Origin of the sequence: Amycolatopsis sp. NPDC049691 (genome assembly GCF_040675005.1) — a bacterium.
GTDB lineage: Bacteria > Actinomycetota > Actinomycetes > Mycobacteriales > Pseudonocardiaceae > Amycolatopsis.
Genome location: NZ_JBFANX010000002.1, coordinates 394,517 through 413,103 on the forward strand (window position 1 = coordinate 394,517; position 18,587 = coordinate 413,103).

Here is an 18,587-nt window from a genome sequence, read left to right on the forward strand (position 1 = left end):
AAGGTACTCACCGGAGTTTTTCGATCACCGGGGCCAGCCGGGTCAGGTCGTCCTCGAGCACGGTGAAGTAGCTGATGCCGAACGTCTCGCGAGTGCGCAGCAGCTGGCCGGCGACGGCTTCGGCGGACCCCACGAGGACGGTCGGGAGGTCGCCCAGCTCGTCGACGCCGAGGTGCGGCACGAGCCGGTGCGCCGCTTCGAGCGCCGTCCGCCGGTCACCGGTGATCCGGACGACGTGGACCATCAGGTTGAGCTCGGCGTCGCGGCCGCCGAGCGCCCGGTTGGCGAACCCGGCGCGCTCGGCGAGCGCGGCGCGGCCGGCCAAGGCCAGCCGTCCTTCGGCGGCGCCGGGCGCGGTGCCGGTGAGGGCGATGGTGTCGGCGTGCTCGGCAGCGAAGGTCAGCATGCGGTCGCCGCGGCCGCCGAGCAGCAGCGGCGGGCGGGGGCGGCCCTCGAAGGCGCGGCCGAGTTCGGCGACCGCGCGGACGACCCGCTCGTACCGCTGCCCGGGCGTGCCCCACTCGATCCCGGCGGCCTCGAACTCGGCGCGGACGTACCCGGCGCCGATGCCGACCTCGAGGCGGCCGCCGGTGAACTCGTCGAGCCCGGCGAGATCGCGGGCCAGCAGCACGGGGTTGTGGAAGCTCGCATTGAGCACGTAAGTGTTCAGGCGGACCCGCTCGGTTGCCTCGGCGGCAAGCAGCAGCGCGGGCACCGGCGCGGCCCGCCCGAGGTGGTCGACCACGCCGATGACGTCGTACCCCAGATCCTCGGCGCGGCGGCACTTCGCCACCCACTCGGCGCGTGAGCCGGGCACGTACATCGCGACGCCGAAGCGGAACGGTCTCATGGTCGCGAAACTACCCCGGAGAAGGAAGAAGGGGACGCCTCCCGGATGCGGCCGGGAAGCGTCCCCCTCTGTCTCAGGGAGCTCAGCTCAGGCGCTGGGCCAGCGCGTCGAGCTCGTCACGCAGCGACGTCGGAACCTTGTCGCCGATCTTCTCGAACCACTCCTCGATCAGCGGCAGCTCCTCGCGCCACTCCTCGGGCTTGACATCCAGGGCGGCCTGGATGTCCTCGATCGGCTCGGTCAGACCCTCGGTGTCGAGGTCCTCGGCGCGCGGCACGAAACCGATCGGCGTCTCGACCGCGTTGCCACGACCCTCGACGCGCTCGACAACCCACTTCAGGATCCGCGAGTTCTCGCCGAAGCCCGGCCACAGGAACCGGCCGTCGTCGCCGCGGCGGAACCAGTTGACGTAGAAGATCTTCGGCAGCTTGTTCGCGTCGGCGTTCTTGCCCAGGGTCAGCCAGTGCTTGAAGTAGTCACCGGCGTGGTAGCCGAGGAACGGCAGCATCGCCATCGGGTCGCGGCGCACGTTGCCGACCGCGCCGGCCGCCGCGGCCGTCGTCTCCGACGACATGGTGGCGCCCATGAACACGCCGTGCTGCCAGTCGCGGGCCTCGTTCACCAGCGGCACCGTCGTCTTGCGGCGGCCGCCGAACAGGATCGCCGAGATCGGCACGCCCTTCGGGTCGTCCCACTCCGGCGCGAGGATCGGGCACTGCGACATCGGCGTGCAGTAGCGCGAGTTCGGGTGGGCGGCCTTCTCCTCGGAGTCCGGCGTCCAGTCCTGGTGCTTCCACGAGGTGGCGTGCGCGGGCTTGTTCTCCATGCCCTCCCACCAGATGTCGCCGTCGTCGGTCAGGGCGACGTTCGTGAAGACCGTGTTGCCCTTCTCGATCGTGCGCATGGCGTTCGGGTTGGTGTGCCAGTCGGTGCCCGGCGCGACGCCGAAGAAGCCGAACTCGGGGTTCACCGCGTACAGGCGGCCGTCCTCACCGAAGCGCATCCAGGCGATGTCGTCGCCCAGGGTCTCGGCGCGCCAGCCCGGGATGGTCGGCTGCAGCATGGCGAGGTTGGTCTTGCCGCAGGCGCTCGGGAACGCGGCCGCGACGTAGTGGACCTTGTCCTCGGGCGAGATCAGCTTGAGGATCAGCATGTGCTCGGCGAGCCAGCCCTCGTCGCGCGCCATCACCGACGCGATGCGCAGCGAGTAGCACTTCTTGCCCAGCAGCGAGTTGCCGCCGTAGCCCGAGCCGTAGCTCCAGATCGCGCGCTCTTCGGGGAAGTGCGAAATGTACTTCGTTTCGTTGCAGGGCCAGGAAACGTCCTTCTGGCCCGGCTCGAGCGGCGCACCCACGGAGTGGAGTGCGGGCACGAATTCACGCTCGGTGCCATCGGGCGCGATGAACTTGTCGAGGGCCGCCTTGCCGGCGCGGGTCATCACGCGCATGGAGGCGACAACGTAGGCGAAATCGGTGATTTCGATACCCAGCTTGGGGTTCTCGTCACCGAGCGGGCCCATGCAGAACGGGATGACGTACATCGTGCGGCCGCGCATCGAGCCACGGAAGAGCTCGGTCATCGTGGCCTTCATCTCGGCCGGGTCCATCCAGTTGTTCGTCGGCCCGGCGTCCTCGGGTCGCTCCGAACAGATGAAGGTCCGGTCCTCGACGCGGGCGACGTCGTTGGGGTCGGAAGTGGCCCAGAAGGAGTTGGGCTTCGACTTGAGCTGCACGAACGTGCCGGCCTCGACCAGCTCCTGGTTGATCCGGGCGGCTTCTTCGTCGGACCCGTCGACCCACACCACGCGGTCCGGGGTGGTCAGCTCGGCGACCTCCCGGACGAAGGACAGCACGCCAGTGTGCGTCGTCGGCGCGGTGTCCAGTCCGGGGATGGCGACTGCGGTCATCTCTACTCCTGACTTCCGACGACAAAAGAGCCCACACCGGAACGACGCTGTTCCGGCGCGGGCCACATTGCCGACGACCGAATGGCTTCGCGCACCGGCTGGCGAACCGGTGTGCGTGATTTGGGATTCCCTGAGAGTAGCCGCATGACCGGCAGGTAACCGAGAGCTGGCGTGTAGGTTCTCTCACAAGAACGATAAGGGAATCGATTCAGAAGTCACTGAATCGGTGTATCTGCTGAAAATCTTCCGGTGGTCCGGGACACACCTGTGACCTGCTCGTTTTCATTGAAGACATGAAGAAAGCCCGAGGCCGGAGCCTCGGGCTTTCAAACTATGACCTGAGTCACGTTCAGTTCGGCGAAATCCACTGTCCCGTGCCGGAGTCGATGCGCGCGACGCCTTCCAGCGTCTGCGTGCCGGCGCCGCCCCATTCGGCGTCGCCCGCCGGGTCGCCCTCGCCGCCGGAGTCCATCAGTCCACTCGAGACCTCGGTCCACTGGCCGGGGCCGGTGTGCTCGAACGTCGTGGTCGTGCCGTCCGCTTCGGTCTGCACGGCGATGTCCGCTTCGCCGTCGCCGTCCTTGTCGGTGAAGGCGATCGTGCCGCCGCTCTTCGTCTCAACGATGGCGGTGTCGTTGTGTCCGTCGTGGTCGGTGTCGATGGTCGCCGCGCCGGCGTCGACCTCGCCGTCCGGCATGTCCGCGTGGATGTGGCCACCCGAGCTGTCGTCGTGACCGCTCGTGCCGGAGTCGTCGTGGCCGCCACCGGAGGCCTCGACCCATTCGCCGCTCGCCTCGTCGTAGACGGCCTGCTCGACGACCTTGCCGTTTTCGTCCAGTACCGCGTACTGGTCGGCCTCACCGTCGTGGTTCGTGTCGATGAAGGCCTGGGCGGTGCCGTCGTCGTGCTCGACGATCGCGGTGTCGTTGACGCCGTCGTCGTTCACGTCGTAGTTGACCTCGGCCTGGTACTCCTGGCCGTCGACGTGGACGGTCATCGCCTCGGTGCCGCTGGCATCGGTGTCGCTGCCGCCGCTCTCGTCGACCCACATGGGAACTGCCCCCTTTGAACCGGGTAACGCCGTCTCTGACCTGCTGTCGGAGGGTATGACTCACCGTAGGCCCGTTCGGTTCCGCTCCACAACCGGACGGGTGCTCAGGCCGTCTTGTCCCGCAGCGCCCGGATCCGGGTGAGGAAGGCTTCGGCGCGGTCGCGGCCTTCGGAAACCTCTTTGAGCCGCTTCGAGACGATGGCGATCTTCTTGGCGCGTTCCTGGGCGCCCATCTTGATCGTCTTGTCGACTTCCTTCAGCTCCGCCTCGATGGCGTCGATGCGCCGGCCGAGCGCCTCGTCCAGGGCCATCGACAGCTGCTGCTCGGCCTCGATGAGCTGCTCGGCGACGAGCTGGTCGAGCGTCGAGCGGGCGTCCGCGATGGCCTCGACGAGCCACTGCTTCATGTGCTGCTTGTCGGCCGCGTGCTTGCGCGTGCGAGCCATCCACCAGCCGGCGCCCAGGCCGATGATGATCGTCGCGGGCAGCACGACGGGGTTGAGGATCGCGACCCCGGCCAGCGGCAGCGCGGCTACCTTGCCCGCGCCGACGCCGCCGGAGATGCCCATGAAGACGAGCAGCTTGTCCTCGGCCGTCGGCGGCTTCTTGTCCGGCGGCCGCAGCACCACCGGCGGGCCGCCGGCCCGGGCGAACTGCGCGCGGATGACGTCGAGCTCCTCGGGGGAGAACAGCTCCGAGAGCGAGACGTTGGTGACCTGGTTCAGGCGTTGCGAGAGCAGCATCGAGATGCGCTGCGACGTCGTCTGCAGCGCGATGTCGACCTGTTGCGGCAGCGCGGCCAGCTCGTCGCGCTTGGCGGCGTCGATCAGCTGGCGGAAGTGGGTCTGCGCGTCCCGCATCTGCCTGCTGCTCTCGTGCCCGACCTCGACGCGGGTGCGCTGGACCTCGCCGCGCAGCTTCAGCTGCCAGCCGCGGGTCGACGTCCGGCGCTCGGCCTGCAGCTGGTCACGGCGTTCGCGCAGCTGCTCGGCCTCGGCCTCGCCCGCGGACAGCGCCCGGCTCTCGGCCTGCAGCTTCGCCTTCAGCTCGCCGAGCGCGGTGGACAGCGCACGCAGCGTGTTCGCTTCGCCGAGCATGGCCGACCGGCCGACGAGCAGCTCCTGCAGCGCGGTCTGCACCGCCGCGACGCCGGACTTCTCCCGCAGCATCGCGGCCATCTGCTCGTTCGGCGCCTTCGCGGCCGTCTCGAACATCCGCGCCGACACCGGGTGGAACACGGCGTCGGCGAAGCGGGGCGCGTGCTCGCGCAGCAGCTGCTTGTCGGCCTCCATGACCTCGCGCCAGCCGCGGAACATGTCCACCTTGGTCAGCGCGAACACCACGGTCTCGACGCGCTCGCCGACGTCGCGCAGGAACTGCAGCTCGGTCGAGGTGAACGGCGCCGACGCGTCGACGACGAACAGCAGTGCGGTCGCGCCCGCGGCGGCTTCCTTGGCGAGCTCGCCGTGCAGCGAGTCGAGGCCGCCGACGCCCGGCGTGTCGACCAGCGAGAGCCGTTCCAGCAGCGGGACCGGCCCGGTGACCTCGACGTACCGCGGCGGGAGCTGGCCGGGCGGCAGCTCGTGCGCGGCGGACACCCAGTTGATCAGCTGGCCGAGGTCGATCGGGACCGACGCCAGCTGGCCGGGGTAGCAGGCCTGCGCGCCCCACGCGTCGGCGTGGTCGAACACGAGGTAGGTGGCGGTGGCGACGTCGGCGTCCACAGGGGACAGTCCCGGCGTCGCGAGCAGCGCGTTGACCAGCGAACTCTTCCCGCGGTTCGTCTCGCCGACGACCACCACGGACGGCTTCTTCGGCCGGGCGCGGCGGACCTCTTCGACCCACTTCGCGGCGTCCGGGTCGGCGTCGCGGACGACGGTCAGCAGCTGGTCGCGGGCCGCCTGGACCTGCGCGGGCAGGCTCGGCGCGGTCGGTGCGCTCACAGGTTCTTCTTCGCGTAGACGGTGACGATCGGGGCACGCAGCAGCCGGTCGTGGTCGGCGAAGCCGGTGACCTCGGTTTCGGCGACGACGCCGTCGAGCGCGGGGTCGTCGGTCGGGACCGCGCCGCCCGCCTCGTGGCGGGCCGGGTCGAACCGCTCGCCGTCGGGCCGCAGGGCCTGGACGCCGATCGCGGCGAGGCCTTCTTCCAGGCGTTCGACGACACCGCCGCTGCGGGCGCGGTCCAGGGCGTAGAGGCACATCTGGATCAGTGCCTGGCGATCCGCGAGTGCGCGCTCGAGATCGGTGTCCTGCTGCTGCAAGGGGTGCACATCGGTGTCCGACGCGGTGGACCCGCGGTCGGTTCCGTCCTTGCGAAACCACGCCATGCGGACAGTCTGGCGGATTCAGACGAGCTGGTCGATCACCTCGCGGAGCACCGCTTCCAGGCCGGGGCCGTCCTCGGCGAGCCGGGACGAGACGAGCAGCTGGTCCTCCGCCGTGCGCAGCCAGATCGACCCGGCGACGGAGATCTCGATGACGTTCAGCCGGAACGGGTACGCGCGGCGGCCCAGCCGGACCTCGGCTTCGCGCACCAGCTGGCCGAGCCGTTCGCCGGCCACGATCTGCCGCCGGTAGAAGCCGGGGGCCCACGGCGTGCCCCCGGACGGCTCGCTCGCGCCGCGCAGGGCGGGCCCGCGCGCGTTGGCGAAGTGGCGGGACGCGGCCGGGCCGAAGAACTCGAGCGCCTGCCGCATCGCCGACCCCTGCGCGAGGGCGGGCCTGCCGTAGCGGGAGCGCGGGCTGCGCGGGTCCGGGTCCTCGCGGTTGCGCAGGAACGCCAGCAGGTCGACCCACCAGTCGGCCCACTGCGCCTGGACGGCCGCGCGGTCGATCTCGGGCGGGACGTGCACCGGGACCCGCGGCTCCACGGGCGGCAGCACCTGTCCTTCGGAAACGGACAGCGCGAGGGCGTCACGGATGTACAGCGCGACGTCGATCTCGTTCTCGCTGCTCCAGCCCGCTCGCCACGATGTCGTGTTTTCTAGGCGCACACCTCAACAGTACGCGGGAAAAGGGCGCTGACCGGCGAAGTCGGCAAGCAGAGACAAACTCAGGCTTCGCGGACCTGTTGCCAGATCAAGAAGTACGCGCGGTGCACGACGTGCGCGACGCGGCTCTGCGCGGGCGTCGCCCCGAAGGACGCGAAGGACCGCCACCAGCCCGCGCGCTCGAGGGCGTGCGCGGCCAGCTCCGGCCGGGGCGCGCCGGGCTTGCCGAGCTGGGCCCCGATGTCGGCGTTGCTCCCGACACGCAGGACCTCCTCCGACAGGTCTTCCGGCATGTCGACCGCGCCGGACGCGACCAGCGTCAGCGCTTCGAGCAGCCGCAGCTGGTGGGCCTCGGGCTTGGCGAGCAGCACCTCGATGGCGTCGTGGACGCGCTGGCGTTCGGCCGGGTCGCCCGAAGCGTGCGCGAGCGCGGTGACCGACGCGAGCGCGGCGGCCGCCTTGATGCCGTCGGCGCGGGCGGCGAACACGATCGACAGGCGCTGCCGCACCGCTTCCAGCCCGGACGCGTCGAGCAGCGACCGCCGCAACGCGCCGGCCGTGATCTCCGGTTCCTTGCGGATGGCCTCGACGGCGTGGGAGATGCCGAACAGGTCGAGCTTCTCCAGCAGCCGCAGCCGGGTGCCCGACGGGACGTCGCACTCCCAGGTCGTGAAGATGTCGGCCGAGATCAACATGGTCTGCAGGACGTCGTCGTCGAGGCCGGCGAGCTGCCGCAGCGCCTCGGCGTCGGCGGAGGTGAACCCGCCCGACTCGGCGGACTCGGCGATCAGCCCGATCACCGGCAGCACGTCGGCCACGCGCGGCTTCAAGGTGCTCGCCTGCTTCTCGGCGAGGATCGTCGCGGCCTTCCAGACGTCGCCGCCGGAGCCCTCGACCGACTCCGGCGCGATGGTGTCGGCCTTGTTCAGCACGGCGATGGCGTTGACCGGGCCCGCCTCGCGGCTCGCGGTGGCGGCGGTGAAGGCGGCGAGGGCCTGCTGGTCGTCGGCGCGGACGCCCTGCGTCACCACGTAGAGGACGGCTTCGGCGCCGGCGACCGCGTTGCGCGAGGTGTCGTCGAGCTCGTCCGAGCCTTCGTCGTCCTTGGCGTGTTTCGCGGCACCCAGCAGCTGCTCGGTCCGCGACACCGAAGCGGCGTCGAGCGAACCGAGGCCGGGCGTGTCGATCACCGTCATGCCCTGCAGGACGGCGTTGGTCAGGTACGCCTCGATGTGCGACACCTTGTCGATGTCGACGCCCAGCTCGGCGGGGATCATCCCGTCGGCGGCGAAGGGGAGCACCTGCTTGCGGCCGTCGGTGAAGACGATCTCGACGCGGTCGACCGTGCCGTACTGGAACCGGGTCACCAGCCGCGTGCACTCGCCGATGTCGGTCGGCGCGACCCGGCGCCCGATCAGCGCGTTGACCAGCGTCGACTTGCCCGACTTGATCCGCCCGGCGACGGCCACCTGCAGCGGCGCGCCGAGCCGGCGCAGCACTTCGGCGAAGCCGGCCGCGGTGCGCGCGGAGACCTGCGACTGCAGGCGGTGGCACAGGTTGGCCACCGACATCGACAGCGGTCCCGCGAGCCGGCCCTGCTCCGGTGACGTCACGGCCCCCAGTCCTCCCCGGTCGTACGGACAACCCCGTGAATCGTGCCATGCACGTCATCCGGAGGTCGCACCGAAGGTGGTACCGCCGACCGACGCGCTTCCCCCGGCCCGGGACCTAGTGTTGCCTGGTGCGACGGCTGAGCCTCTGGATGCGTGCCCACCCCATGGCGGGCGACACGGTGCTCGCCGTCCTGCTCGGCTTCGTCGACCTGACGCTGTTCGTCGCCGACCAGTTCGCCGAGCTGCCCGAGCTGCCGCCCTGGTACGTCGCCGTGCCGATCAACATCGCGATGGTCGCGCCACTGGTGTTCCGCCGCCGGTCGCCGCTGTGGTCGGCCTACGTCGTGCTGGTGATCAGCATCGTGCACGCGACGCTGATGCTCGGCATCGGCAGCGCCGCCGGGCTGGCGATGAGCATCTACTCGGTCGTCGTCTACGCCGGGCGGCGGCAGGGGCTGGTGTTCGTCGGCGCGGTCGTCGTGTCGTCGGCCGTGCAGCTGGCGCTGGACGCGCCGGACGACGACCTCGTCATCGAGATCCTGTTCCTGGCGTTCGGCATCGCGCTGTGCTGGACGCTCGGCGAGTTCGTCGGCGCCCGGCGCGCCTACGACGTGGAAGTGGAGGCCAGGTTGCACCTGCTCGAGACCGAACGGGACCAGGCCACCCGGATCGCGGTGGCCGAGGAGCGCGGGCGGATCGCGCGCGAGCTGCACGACGTCGTCGCGCACGCGGTGAGCGTCATGGTGGTGCAGGCCGACGGCGCGTCCTACGCCATCGAGAGCAACCCGGAGCTCGCCCAGCGGGCCCTGCAAACGATTTCCGAGACCGGCCGCGGCGCGCTCGGCGAGCTGCGGCGCCTGCTCGACGTGCTCCGCAGCGACGACGCCGACGGCGAACCCCGCGTCCCGCAGCCGGACGCGCACGCCATCGCCGACCTGGCCGACCGGATGCGCACCGCCGGGGTGCCGGTCGAGCTGGAGACCGACGACCTCGGCGACCTGCCCGCCGGTGTCTCGCTGGGCATCTACCGGATCGTGCAGGAGTCGCTGACCAACACGCTCAAGCACGCCGGCCGCGGCGCGACCGCGTCGGTGCGGGTGCACCGGACCGGCGACCTGGTGGAGGTGCTGGTGTCCGACGACGGCGCCGGCCGTGTCCCGCAGCTGGCCGGTTCCGCGCAGCGCCTGCCGGGCGGCAACGGCTTGATCGGCATGCGCGAACGCGCGCACGTGTACGGCGGGACGCTCGACGTGGGCCCCGCTCCGGGCGGTGGGTGGCAGGTCCGCGCGGCCCTGCCGGTTAGGTTGGACAAGTGATCCGGGTGGTGGTCGTCGACGACCAGGAACTGATGCGCGTCGGGTTCCGGATGGTGCTGGGCGCGCAGGCCGACATCGACGTCGTCGGCGAGGCGGCCGACGGCGCGCAGGCGATCGAGCTGGCTTCGCGCCTGCGGCCGGACGTCGTGCTGATGGACGTCCGGATGCCGGTCCTCGACGGCGTCGAGGCGACGAAGCGGATCGTCGCCGCCGGCACCGCGCGCGTGCTCGTGATGACGACGTTCGACCTCGACGAGTACGTCTACGCGGCGCTGCAGGGCGGGGCGAGCGGGTTCCTGCTCAAGGACACCCAGCCCGGCCACCTGGTGTCGGCGCTGCGGGCGGTCGCCTCGGGCGACGCGGTGGTGTCGCCGTCGGTGACCCGCCGGCTGCTCGACCGCTTCGTCGGCTCCGGCGGCGCCCCGATGCGCGACACGGCGGAGCTGGACGTGCTGACCGACCGCGAGCGCGAGGTGCTCGTGCTGATCGCCAAGGGCATGTCGAACCTGGAGATCGCGGAGGCGCTGTTCCTCTCGGAGGCGACGGTGAAGACGCACGTCGGGCGGATCCTGGCGAAGCTGGAGCTGCGCGACCGGGTGCAGGCCGTGGTGCTGGCCTACGAAACCGGTCTCGCGCGCCCCGGCCTGGGCTGAGCCGGGGCGTCAGAGCCGGGTGGCCGCGCGGACCAGGCCGGCGAGGGCGGGCGAGCGGCTGTGTGGTGGCCAGGCGATGACCGTCGTCACGGTCGGCGCGTCCGGAACCGGCACGGCGACCAGGCCGTCGAGCAGGTTGGCGCGGCTGGACTCGGGCATGACGACCGTGGTGCGGCCGAGCGCGATCAGCTGGAAGAGCTGGGTCTGGTTGCGGACCTCCGCACCGGGACCATCGGGGTAAGCGCCGCCGGGGCCGGGCCAGCGGGCCATCGGGAGGTCCGCCAGTGCGCTGATCTCCGCAAGCCGGAGGGCGGACCGGGCGGCCAGCGGATGCGCGGCGGGGAGGATGGCGACCTGTCCTTCGGTGCTCAGGACTTCGGTGTCGAAGCCGGCCGCCGAGTCGAAGGGCTGGTGCAGCAGAGCGACGTCGGCCCGGCCGGCGTGCAGCGGTTCCTGCGGCTGGGATTCGCAGAGCAGCAGGTCGACCGGGACGGCGTCGGGCTCGGCAGCGTACGCGTCGAGCAGTTTCGCCACCAGTTCGCTCGACGCGCCGGTCTTGGTGGCCAGGACGAGCGCGGGCCGGCTCGTCGCGGCGGATCGGGTGTGGCGCTCGGCGGCGGCCAGCGCGCCGAGGATCGTGCGGCCTTCGGCCAGCAGCACCGACCCGGCTTCGGTGAGCGTGACCTTGCGGCTGGTGCGTTCCAGCAACGCGACACCGAGCCGCCGCTCCAGCCGGGCGATGGTGCGCGACAGCGGCGGCTGGGCCCGATCCATGTCGTCCGGGTATCGATGCGCGGCTCAGGTGGTGTTGGTTCCCCGCCGGTCCCCGGCCACGATCGACGGCATGAGCGAACGGACGATCGCACTGGTCACCGGTGCGAACAAGGGAATCGGCCTCGAGATCGCGGCCGGGCTCGGCGCGCTGGGCTGGAGCGTCGGGGTCGGGGCGCGGGACGAGCAGCGCCGGGAGGACGCCGTGGCGAAGCTGCGCGCGGCCGGCGTCGACGCGTTCGGCGTGCCGCTGGACGTGACCGACGACGCGAGCGTGGCGGCGGCCGCCTCCTTGGTCGAGGAGCGGGCCGGACGGCTCGACGTGCTGGTCAACAACGCCGGCATCGCCGGGGCCTGGCCGGACGAGCCGTCGGCCGTCACGCCGGAGAACCTGCGGGCGGTCGTGGAGACCAACGTGATCGGCGTCGTCCGGGTCACCAACGCGATGCTGCCCCTGCTCCGCCGCTCCGCGCACCCGCGGATCGTCAACCAGTCCAGCCACGTCGCGTCTCTGACGTTGCAGACCACGCCGGGTGCCGACCTCGGCGGGGTCAGCGGGGCGTACTCGCCGTCGAAGACGTTCCTCAACGCGGTCACCGTCCAGTACGCCAAGGAGCTGGCCGGCACGCCGGTCAAGATCAACCTCGCCTGCCCCGGTTACGTCGCCACCGAGCTGAACGGCTTCCACGGCACCAGCACGCCGGCGGACGGCGCCAAGACCGCCGTCCGCCTCGCCACCCTTCCCGACGACGGCCCGAGCGGTGGGCTCTTCGACGACGCCGGGCCGGTGCCGTGGTGACGGCCGGTCAGCGGTAGCCGTCCGGCGGGGTGGCCGCCGGGTCCTTGCCCGCGTTGCGGACTTCGGTGAGCCAGCGGCCGAAGTCCGGGCGGTCGCCGTCGATGTCCGTGTAGCCGTACTCCTTCATCAGCGTCCAGGACGCCAGTGTTCGGCCGGCGAAGCGGGACACCGAGGGGTCCTGCGCCAAGGCCGCGACGCCGCGGGCCAGCAGGTACGGCGTCTCGGAGATCTTGAAGTCGACCGGGGCGAGCTTGCCGACCGCGTCGCGCCAGTTGTCCTCGGTGACCTCGAAGTGGTCGAGCATCGACTCCGAACGCAGGAAGCCCGGCGTCACCGCGAGGCCGACGCAGTCGTTCTTCTTCAGCTCCACGCCCAGCGCCCGGCCGAGGGCGCGGATGCCGCACTTCGCCAGGTAGTAGGGGAGACCCGCGCCGACGTAGTCGTCGTTGTCGCCGTCGGTGACCTCGAGGACTAGCCCGCGGCGGGCGACCACCAGCGGCAGCAGCCTGTGCAGCGCGATGAGGTGCGTGTCGAGCGCGTTGTGCGTCAGGTTGAGCGCGTCTTCCAGGGGCGTCTCCCAGAACGGCGCGTCGAAGTGGAAGTACATGTCGCCGCCCCAGACGTCGTCGACGAGGACGTCGATTCCGTCCACTTCGGACTCGATGCGGGCCTTCAACGCGTCCACATCGGACACCGATGTGAAGTCGCAGCGGACGACCACCGCGCGGCCGCCCGCCGCCTCGACCAGTTCGCCCGTCTCTTCGATCGTCTCCGGGCGCTTCAGCGGTGACGACGTTTCCCGCGTCGTGCGGCCGGTGACGTACACCGTCGCGCCCGCGCGGCCCAGCTCCACCGCGATCGCCCGGCCGCAGCCCCGGGTCGCCCCGGTGACCACGGCTACCTTGCCCTGCAAGCTCAGTGTTGAATTCGATTCGTTCGCAAGCTCACTCATGCATCCTCCCGTCCTCGCCACGCGGTCAAAACCGCGTCGACGTCCTCCGCCAGCCGGTCGGCCAGCCGCCCGTGCGGCCGGATCGACCAGTCGATCGACACCCCGTTGATCACGTCCAGCACGACCCGGGCGGCCCGCGGCACGCCCGGCGCGCGCGGCAGCGCCGGAGCCGCCGCCCGCACGAGCCGCCGCAGTTCTTCCTCGACCGCCGTGAAGTGCTCGCCCAGCAGCGACCGCAGCACTGGGTCGCCGATGTCCACGCCGAGCTGGCCCAGGTGGTTCGCCGCCTCTTCGGCGTCGCCCAGCACCGCGTAGACCGAAACCGCCGCGGCGCGCAGGCCGTCGACCGGGTCGTCCGCCCGCTCGGCGCACTCCCGCATCTGCTCGACCGCCCGCCGCGTGGCCCGCCGGCTCATCGCCTGCAGCAGGCCGCTCTTCGAGCCGAACCGCTGCGCGACCGTGCCGACCGAAACGTTCGCTTCCGCAGCCACCTGCGCCAGCGTGAAACCGGGGCCGCAGCGGCCGATCACGGTCTCCGCCGCACCCAGCAGCCGCTCGTCGGTGATGCTCCTCGGCCGGGCCACGGCATTATTGAACCACAGTTCATTAATGCCGTCGAATCAGGGTCGTCTCAGGGTCATCACGGATCGCGCATCGGCCGAAGAGCCAGCAAGGTACTACTCAGGTAGGGGGCGCGGTTCGGTCTCCAGGGTGACGCGCGAACCGGCTCCGACCCGCGACGATGAACGCGTCGTAAGCGAGGGGCGGAAGAGGAGCAGTCATGATCGAGGCAACCGGCCTCACCAAGCGGTACGGGAAGACACTGGCGGTGAACAACCTGTCGTTCTCCGTGGCCGCGGGTCAGGTCACCGGCTTCCTCGGCCCGAACGGGGCGGGCAAGTCCACCACCATGCGGATGATCCTGGGCCTGGACAACCCGACGGGCGGCCAGGTCACCATCGGGGGCAAGAAGTACCACGAGCTCAAGGAACCGCTGCGCACGGTCGGCGCGCTGCTCGACGCGAAGTGGGTCCACCCGAACCGCTCGGCGCGCGCCCACCTGCTGTGGATGGCGAAGTCCAACCGCATCCCGGCGAGCCGGGTCGACGAGGTGCTCGAGATCGTCGGCCTGACCAGCGTCGCCGGCAAGCGCGCCGGCGGGTTCTCGCTCGGCATGTCGCAGCGGCTCGGCATCGCGGCCGCCCTGCTGGGCGACCCGGAGGTGCTGCTGTTCGACGAGCCGGTGAACGGCCTGGACCCGGAGGGCATCCTCTGGATCCGGAAGTTCATGCACCGCCTGGCCGAGGAAGGCCGCACGGTCTTCGTGTCGAGCCACCTGCTTTCGGAAATGGCGCTGACCGCGAGCAACCTCGTGGTGATCGGCCGGGGTCAGCTGATCTCGCAGTCCTCCACCGAAGACTTCGTCTCCCGCGCCGCGGAGAACACTGTCAAGGTCCGCTCGCCGCAGCTGGGCGAGTTGCGCGACGCCCTGCAGCGCGCGAGCGCCGGGGTCGTCGAGGACGGCGTCGCCCTCGTGGTGTCCGGGATGGACAGCGACAAGATCGGCGAGATCGCCGCCGCCAACCGGATCGTGCTGCACGAGCTGAGCCCGCAGACCGGCTCGCTGGAGCAGGCCTTCATGCAGATCACCGGCGACTCCGTCGAGTACCACACCGGCCTCGACGCCGAGGCGCAGCACGTGCTCGAGTCCGCCAAGTAACCGGGGAACCAAGACCATGAACCTGCTCGCAGTCGAACGCATCAAGCTGTTCAGCACCCGATCGCCGTGGTGGTGCGCGCTCATCACCCTGGCCCTGACCATCGGCTTCGCCGCCATCATCGCCGGCGCGACGCCGTCCGACTCGCAGCTCACGCTGCCGGCCACCCAGTTCGGCGGCTCCCAGTTCGGGATCGCCGTCGTGATGGTGCTCGCCGCGCTCGCGGTGACCACCGAATACCGCTTCAACACCATCCGCACGACGTTCCAGGCCGTGCCGCACCGCTCGCCGGCGCTGGTCGCCAAGGCGATCGTCGTCGCGCTCGTGGCGCTGGTGATCGGCGAGATCGCCGCGTTCGGCGCGCTGGGCCTCGGGATGCTCATGCGGCCGAACGACGGCCTGGGCCTGCACACCTCGCAGGACTGGATGAACGTCGCGGGGCTCGGCCCGGTGTTCGCCCTCAGCGCGGTGCTCGCCGTCGCGCTCGGGATCCTCATCCGGCACAGCGCCGGTGCCATCGCACTGCTGCTCATCTACTACTTGGCCGTGGAAGAGCTGGTGCAGCTGATCCCGAAGATCGGGCACACCATCCACGAGTGGCTGCCGTTCAACGTGGCGAACAAGTTCCTGCGCGGCTCGGCGGTCGTCGACGGCCCCGCGCCGTCGGACTCGCCGCTGAGCCCGGGGTGGGCGCTGGCGTACTTCGCCGGCATCGCGGTCGTGTTCCTGCTCATCGCGCTCGGGGTCGCGAAGAAGCGGGACGCATAAAGGGGGAACAAGGGGATAAAGGGGAAAACGGGAATCCGGGTCGCGCTGTCGGGGGGCGACCCGGATTCCCGTTTCTCGGTAGGCTCCTCGGGTGATCGAAGCGAACGCACTGACCAAGCGGTACGGCGCCACCACCGCGGTCAACGAGCTGACGTTCACGGCGCGGTCGGGCCGCGTCACCGGCTTCCTCGGCCCGAACGGCGCCGGCAAGTCCACGACCATGCGGCTGGTCCTCGGGCTCGACACCCCGGACGCGGGCACGGTCCTCGTCGACGGCGTCCCGTACCGGCAGCTGAAAGATCCACTCAGGACGGTCGGCGCGATGCTGGACGCCACCTGGCGCCACCCCGGCCGCAGCGGACGCGACCACCTGCGCTGGCTGGCCGCGACCAACGGCATCCCCGAGAAGCGCGTCGACGAGGTGCTCGCGCTGGTCGGGCTGACCAGCGCCGAGGGCCGCCGCGCCGGGCAGTACTCGCTCGGCATGCTCCAGCGGCTCGGCATCGCGGCCACGCTGCTCGGCGACCCGCGCGTGCTCCTGTTCGACGAGCCGGTGAACGGCCTGGACCCCGAGGGCATGGCCTGGATCCGCCAGCTGCTCCACGCGCTGGCCGCCGAGGGCCGGACCGTCTTCGTCTCCAGCCACCTGCTGCCCGAGATGGCGCAGACCGCGCAGGACCTGGTCGTGATCGGCCGGGGCAGGCTGATCTACCAGGGCACGATGGACGACTTCGTCGCGCGGACGAGCCAGCACGGCGTGCGCGTACGCACTCCACACGCCGACGAGCTGCGGGCGGCGCTGACCGGGCAGGCCGAGTTCACCGAGTCCGACGGCACCTTCGTGGTGTCCGGTTTGGACAGTGACCGGATCGGCCGGCTGGCCTTCGACGCCGGCGCGACACTGCACGAGCTGAGCCCGATCACCGGCTCCCTCGAACAGGCCTACCTCGACCTCACCCGCGAGGCCACCGAGTTCACCGCTGGAGCCGGCCGATGACCACCACCGCGAACCTGCTGCGCGCCGAGCGCATCAAGCTCTTCAGCACCCGCGCGCCGTGGTGGTGCCTGGCGCTCGCGTTCGCCGCGCCGCTCGGCTTCACCGCGCTGTTCTTCGCCCTGGCCGGCCCGGAGATCCCGCCGACCGTCGGCAACACCCAGCTCGCCAGCGGCAACGGCCGGACCGTGCTGGTCGTCCTCGCGATCCTCGCGACGGCGTCGGAGTTCAACTGGGGCACCATGCGGCTGACGTTCCAGGCCGTACCGAGCCGGGTGCCCGCGCTGCTGGCGAAGGTGACCGTCGTCGGCGCGGTCGGCGCCGGGCTCGGCCTGCTCGTCGGCTTCGGCTCGTGGGGGCTGGCGACGGTCGTGGCGCCGGACGCCGACCTCGCGCTGCACTCCGGCGCGGAGTGGCGCTCGGTGCTCGGGCAGAGCCTGGTCTTCCTGCTCGCCGCGGTGGCCGGCGTCGGCGTCGCCCTGCTGCTGCGCAGTGTCGCCTTCGCGCTGACCGTGGTGCTCGTCTGGACGCAGGTGCTCGAAGGCGTGGTGATCTTCATCCCGGGCGCCGGCAAGCACATCTACCAGTGGATGCCGTTCCACGCGGCCGACCAGTTCGTCGGCGCCGGCGGCGGCCTCGGCACCGGGGCGCTGCAGCTGCCGGCCGCCCCGCTCGGCCCGTGGGGGTACCTCGGTTACTTCGCGGCGATCTGCGTTGCACTGTTCGTGGCCGGGGTCATCACGACGGCACGCCGCGACGCCTGAGCGTGACGGCGCTGTCAATACCTCAAAAATTCGTGTTAACAAAAGATGAAGAGGCTGTGGCTTCTCTCACAGGCACCGGACATACTGCTATGACCAGGCAATATTCGTAAGTGAGCACCGGAACCGTCTGCGCTCCCCTGGAGGTGATCCTTGACGGTGAACACCGGGCAAGAATTGGGTGGCACCATTCCCCGAGCTCGCGTCGAAGACGACGTTCCCCGGCTCGAACCGATGCTGGACCTCGAATGGTCGCGGGCGATCGAGCTCCCGCAGGCTGCCATGACGGCGGCGACGCCGGCCGAACTCCGCCGGGCGTGGGTGCACCGCGCCCCCGAAGACACCGTCCTGGCCTTGTTCCGCGCCTCGGCCGGGATGGCGGGGCCGATCCCGGCACCGTGGTGGCTCCGCGCGGTCGCGGACGGGAAGCTGGATTCGCGGGAACAGGGTTTCCGCGTCGAAGACCGCATCGCCCAGCTGCTCGGCAGGCGGCCGGGCTGGGAATTCGTCCCGTGGGCCGCGGACGGCGAGTCCGGCTACTGGGAGTTCATGCCGTCCGAACGCGGGAAATCGGGCCACGCGATTCCCACGACGGTGATGAACACCGACCGGCACCCCGGCTGGATCGACGTCCTGCCCGCGCACAGCGGCCGGACGCCGGAACCGATCGCGATCGCCGGACTGGCGGGGCTGCGGTCTCGTCTCGGGGTGCTCGAAGCCGTTCGTTAACCTCGCTGCGTGGAAGAACAAGACGGACGTCGGCTGCGCAGCGTGGTCAGTTACGTCAAGCGCGGTGGCCGGATGACCGTCGGGCAGCAGCGCGCGTGGGAAGAACTGTGGCCGGGCCTCGGCCGCACGGTCGGTGAGCTGCCCGCGGGCCCGCTGGACTTCACCGAGTGGTTCGGCCGCGAGGCGCCGGTCATGCTGGAGATCGGCTCGGGCATGGGCGAGACGACGTCGCAGCTGGCCGCCGCGGCGCCGGAGCTGAACTACGTCGCGGCCGAGGTCTACGACCCGGGCCTCGGCCAGCTGATGCTGCGCGCCGAAAAGCTGGGCGTCCGGAACCTGCGGCTGCTGCACGGCGACGCCGTCGTGTTCCTGACCGAGCACGTCGAGCCGGACACGCTGCACGGCGTCCGGCTGTTCTTCCCGGACCCGTGGCCGAAGAAGAAGCACCACAAGCGGCGGATCGTGTCGCCGTCGTTCGCGGCGCTCGTGGCCTCGCGGCTCGCGCCCGGCGGCACCTTCCACATGGCGACCGACTGGGAGAACTACGCCGAGCAGATGCTCGAGGTCTGCTCGGCGGAACCGGCGTTGAAGAACCGGTACGACGGCTGGGCGCCGCGACCGGAGTGGCGGCCGGTGACCAAGTTCGAGCAGCGCGCTGACGTCGAAGGCCGCGTCTCGCACGACCTGATCTTCGAAAAGCGGTAGGAGTTCGCC

19 protein-coding genes are annotated in these 18,587 nt (G+C 70.9%); 9 read left to right on the top strand and 10 right to left on the bottom strand.

Annotation, left to right across the window (positions count from 1 at the left end):
* Window positions 1–7: 7 nt before the first annotated feature.
* From AB0J40_RS06170 to AB0J40_RS06200, 7 genes are all read right to left on the bottom strand, one after another.
* Window positions 8–850 (bottom strand): TIGR03621 family F420-dependent LLM class oxidoreductase, encoded by an 843-nt coding sequence (locus AB0J40_RS06170; protein WP_364448316.1) that lies wholly within the window; start codon window positions 848–850, stop codon window positions 8–10.
* 82 nt (window positions 851–932) lie between these two features.
* Window positions 933–2,756 (bottom strand): phosphoenolpyruvate carboxykinase (GTP), encoded by a 1,824-nt coding sequence (locus AB0J40_RS06175; RefSeq protein ID WP_364448319.1) that lies wholly within the window; start codon window positions 2,754–2,756, stop codon window positions 933–935.
* A gap of 349 nt (window positions 2,757–3,105) precedes the next feature.
* Window positions 3,106–3,807 (bottom strand): hypothetical protein, encoded by a 702-nt coding sequence (locus tag AB0J40_RS06180; protein WP_364448322.1) that lies wholly within the window; start codon window positions 3,805–3,807, stop codon window positions 3,106–3,108.
* A gap of 104 nt (window positions 3,808–3,911) precedes the next feature.
* Window positions 3,912–5,750 carry a dynamin family protein gene (locus AB0J40_RS06185; protein ID WP_364448325.1) on the bottom strand — a complete coding sequence of 613 codons (1,839 nt, stop codon included), beginning with the start codon at window positions 5,748–5,750 and terminating at the stop codon, window positions 3,912–3,914.
* Window positions 5,747–6,136 carry a nucleotide exchange factor GrpE gene (gene grpE / locus AB0J40_RS06190; RefSeq protein WP_364448327.1) on the bottom strand — a complete coding sequence of 130 codons (390 nt, stop codon included), beginning with the start codon at window positions 6,134–6,136 and terminating at the stop codon, window positions 5,747–5,749. The genes AB0J40_RS06185 and grpE overlap by 4 nt, the downstream gene beginning before the upstream one ends.
* 18 nt (window positions 6,137–6,154) lie before the next feature.
* The gene (locus AB0J40_RS06195; RefSeq protein WP_364448329.1) at window positions 6,155–6,802 is read right to left on the bottom strand and encodes a hypothetical protein; all 648 of its coding nucleotides are present in this window, start codon (window positions 6,800–6,802) and stop codon (window positions 6,155–6,157) included.
* A gap of 59 nt (window positions 6,803–6,861) precedes the next feature.
* On the bottom strand, window positions 6,862–8,370 hold the full coding sequence (locus AB0J40_RS06200) for a dynamin family protein (RefSeq protein ID WP_364448715.1): 1,509 nt from the start codon (window positions 8,368–8,370) through the stop codon (window positions 6,862–6,864).
* 206 nt (window positions 8,371–8,576) lie between these two features.
* Here AB0J40_RS06200 and AB0J40_RS06205 point away from each other — a divergent pair, with 206 nt between their 5' ends.
* Both AB0J40_RS06205 and AB0J40_RS06210 read left to right on the top strand, forming a co-directional pair.
* Window positions 8,577–9,728, top strand: coding sequence for a sensor histidine kinase (locus AB0J40_RS06205; protein WP_364448717.1), 1,152 nt, complete (start codon window positions 8,577–8,579; stop codon window positions 9,726–9,728).
* Window positions 9,725–10,381, top strand: a complete 657-nt coding sequence (locus tag AB0J40_RS06210; RefSeq protein ID WP_364448332.1) for a response regulator transcription factor — start codon at window positions 9,725–9,727, stop codon at window positions 10,379–10,381. Before AB0J40_RS06205 ends, AB0J40_RS06210 begins: the two co-directional genes overlap by 4 nt.
* 9 nt (window positions 10,382–10,390) lie before the next feature.
* On the opposite strand, the gene AB0J40_RS06215 is transcribed toward AB0J40_RS06210, so the two are convergent.
* The gene (locus AB0J40_RS06215) at window positions 10,391–11,155 is read right to left on the bottom strand and encodes a LysR family transcriptional regulator (RefSeq protein WP_364448335.1); all 765 of its coding nucleotides are present in this window, start codon (window positions 11,153–11,155) and stop codon (window positions 10,391–10,393) included.
* Window positions 11,156–11,225: 70 nt separating this feature from the next.
* Between AB0J40_RS06215 and AB0J40_RS06220 the strand changes: the two genes are divergently transcribed.
* A complete protein-coding gene (locus AB0J40_RS06220) occupies window positions 11,226–11,951 on the top strand; it encodes an SDR family NAD(P)-dependent oxidoreductase (protein WP_364448338.1) in 726 nt (241 codons plus the stop codon).
* Between the two features lie 7 nt (window positions 11,952–11,958).
* On the opposite strand, the gene AB0J40_RS06225 is transcribed toward AB0J40_RS06220, so the two are convergent.
* Together AB0J40_RS06225 and AB0J40_RS06230 are read right to left on the bottom strand one after the other, a co-directional pair.
* Window positions 11,959–12,903 carry an SDR family NAD(P)-dependent oxidoreductase gene (locus AB0J40_RS06225; protein WP_364448341.1) on the bottom strand — a complete coding sequence of 315 codons (945 nt, stop codon included), beginning with the start codon at window positions 12,901–12,903 and terminating at the stop codon, window positions 11,959–11,961.
* Window positions 12,900–13,487, bottom strand: coding sequence for a TetR/AcrR family transcriptional regulator (locus AB0J40_RS06230; protein ID WP_364448343.1), 588 nt, complete (start codon window positions 13,485–13,487; stop codon window positions 12,900–12,902). Before AB0J40_RS06230 ends, AB0J40_RS06225 begins: the two co-directional genes overlap by 4 nt.
* A gap of 197 nt (window positions 13,488–13,684) precedes the next feature.
* Between AB0J40_RS06230 and AB0J40_RS06235 the strand changes: the two genes are divergently transcribed.
* The 6 genes from AB0J40_RS06235 to trmB all read left to right on the top strand — a co-directional run bounded on the left by AB0J40_RS06235 (window position 13,685) and on the right by trmB (window position 18,578).
* The gene (locus AB0J40_RS06235; RefSeq protein ID WP_364448346.1) at window positions 13,685–14,623 is read left to right on the top strand and encodes an ABC transporter ATP-binding protein; all 939 of its coding nucleotides are present in this window, start codon (window positions 13,685–13,687) and stop codon (window positions 14,621–14,623) included.
* Window positions 14,624–14,639: 16 nt separating this feature from the next.
* A complete protein-coding gene (locus AB0J40_RS06240; RefSeq protein WP_364448348.1) occupies window positions 14,640–15,389 on the top strand; it encodes an ABC transporter permease in 750 nt (249 codons plus the stop codon).
* Window positions 15,390–15,480: 91 nt separating this feature from the next.
* Window positions 15,481–16,386 (top strand): ATP-binding cassette domain-containing protein, encoded by a 906-nt coding sequence (locus tag AB0J40_RS06245; protein WP_364448351.1) that lies wholly within the window; start codon window positions 15,481–15,483, stop codon window positions 16,384–16,386.
* Entirely contained in the window at window positions 16,383–17,147 is a 765-nt protein-coding gene (locus tag AB0J40_RS06250; protein ID WP_364448353.1) for a hypothetical protein, read from the top strand. Before AB0J40_RS06245 ends, AB0J40_RS06250 begins: the two co-directional genes overlap by 4 nt.
* 174 nt (window positions 17,148–17,321) lie before the next feature.
* A complete protein-coding gene (locus AB0J40_RS06255; RefSeq protein WP_364448720.1) occupies window positions 17,322–17,873 on the top strand; it encodes a hypothetical protein in 552 nt (183 codons plus the stop codon).
* 72 nt (window positions 17,874–17,945) lie between these two features.
* Window positions 17,946–18,578 (top strand): tRNA (guanosine(46)-N7)-methyltransferase TrmB, encoded by a 633-nt coding sequence (trmB, locus tag AB0J40_RS06260; protein WP_364448722.1) that lies wholly within the window; start codon window positions 17,946–17,948, stop codon window positions 18,576–18,578.
* Window positions 18,579–18,587: the final 9 nt, after the last annotated feature.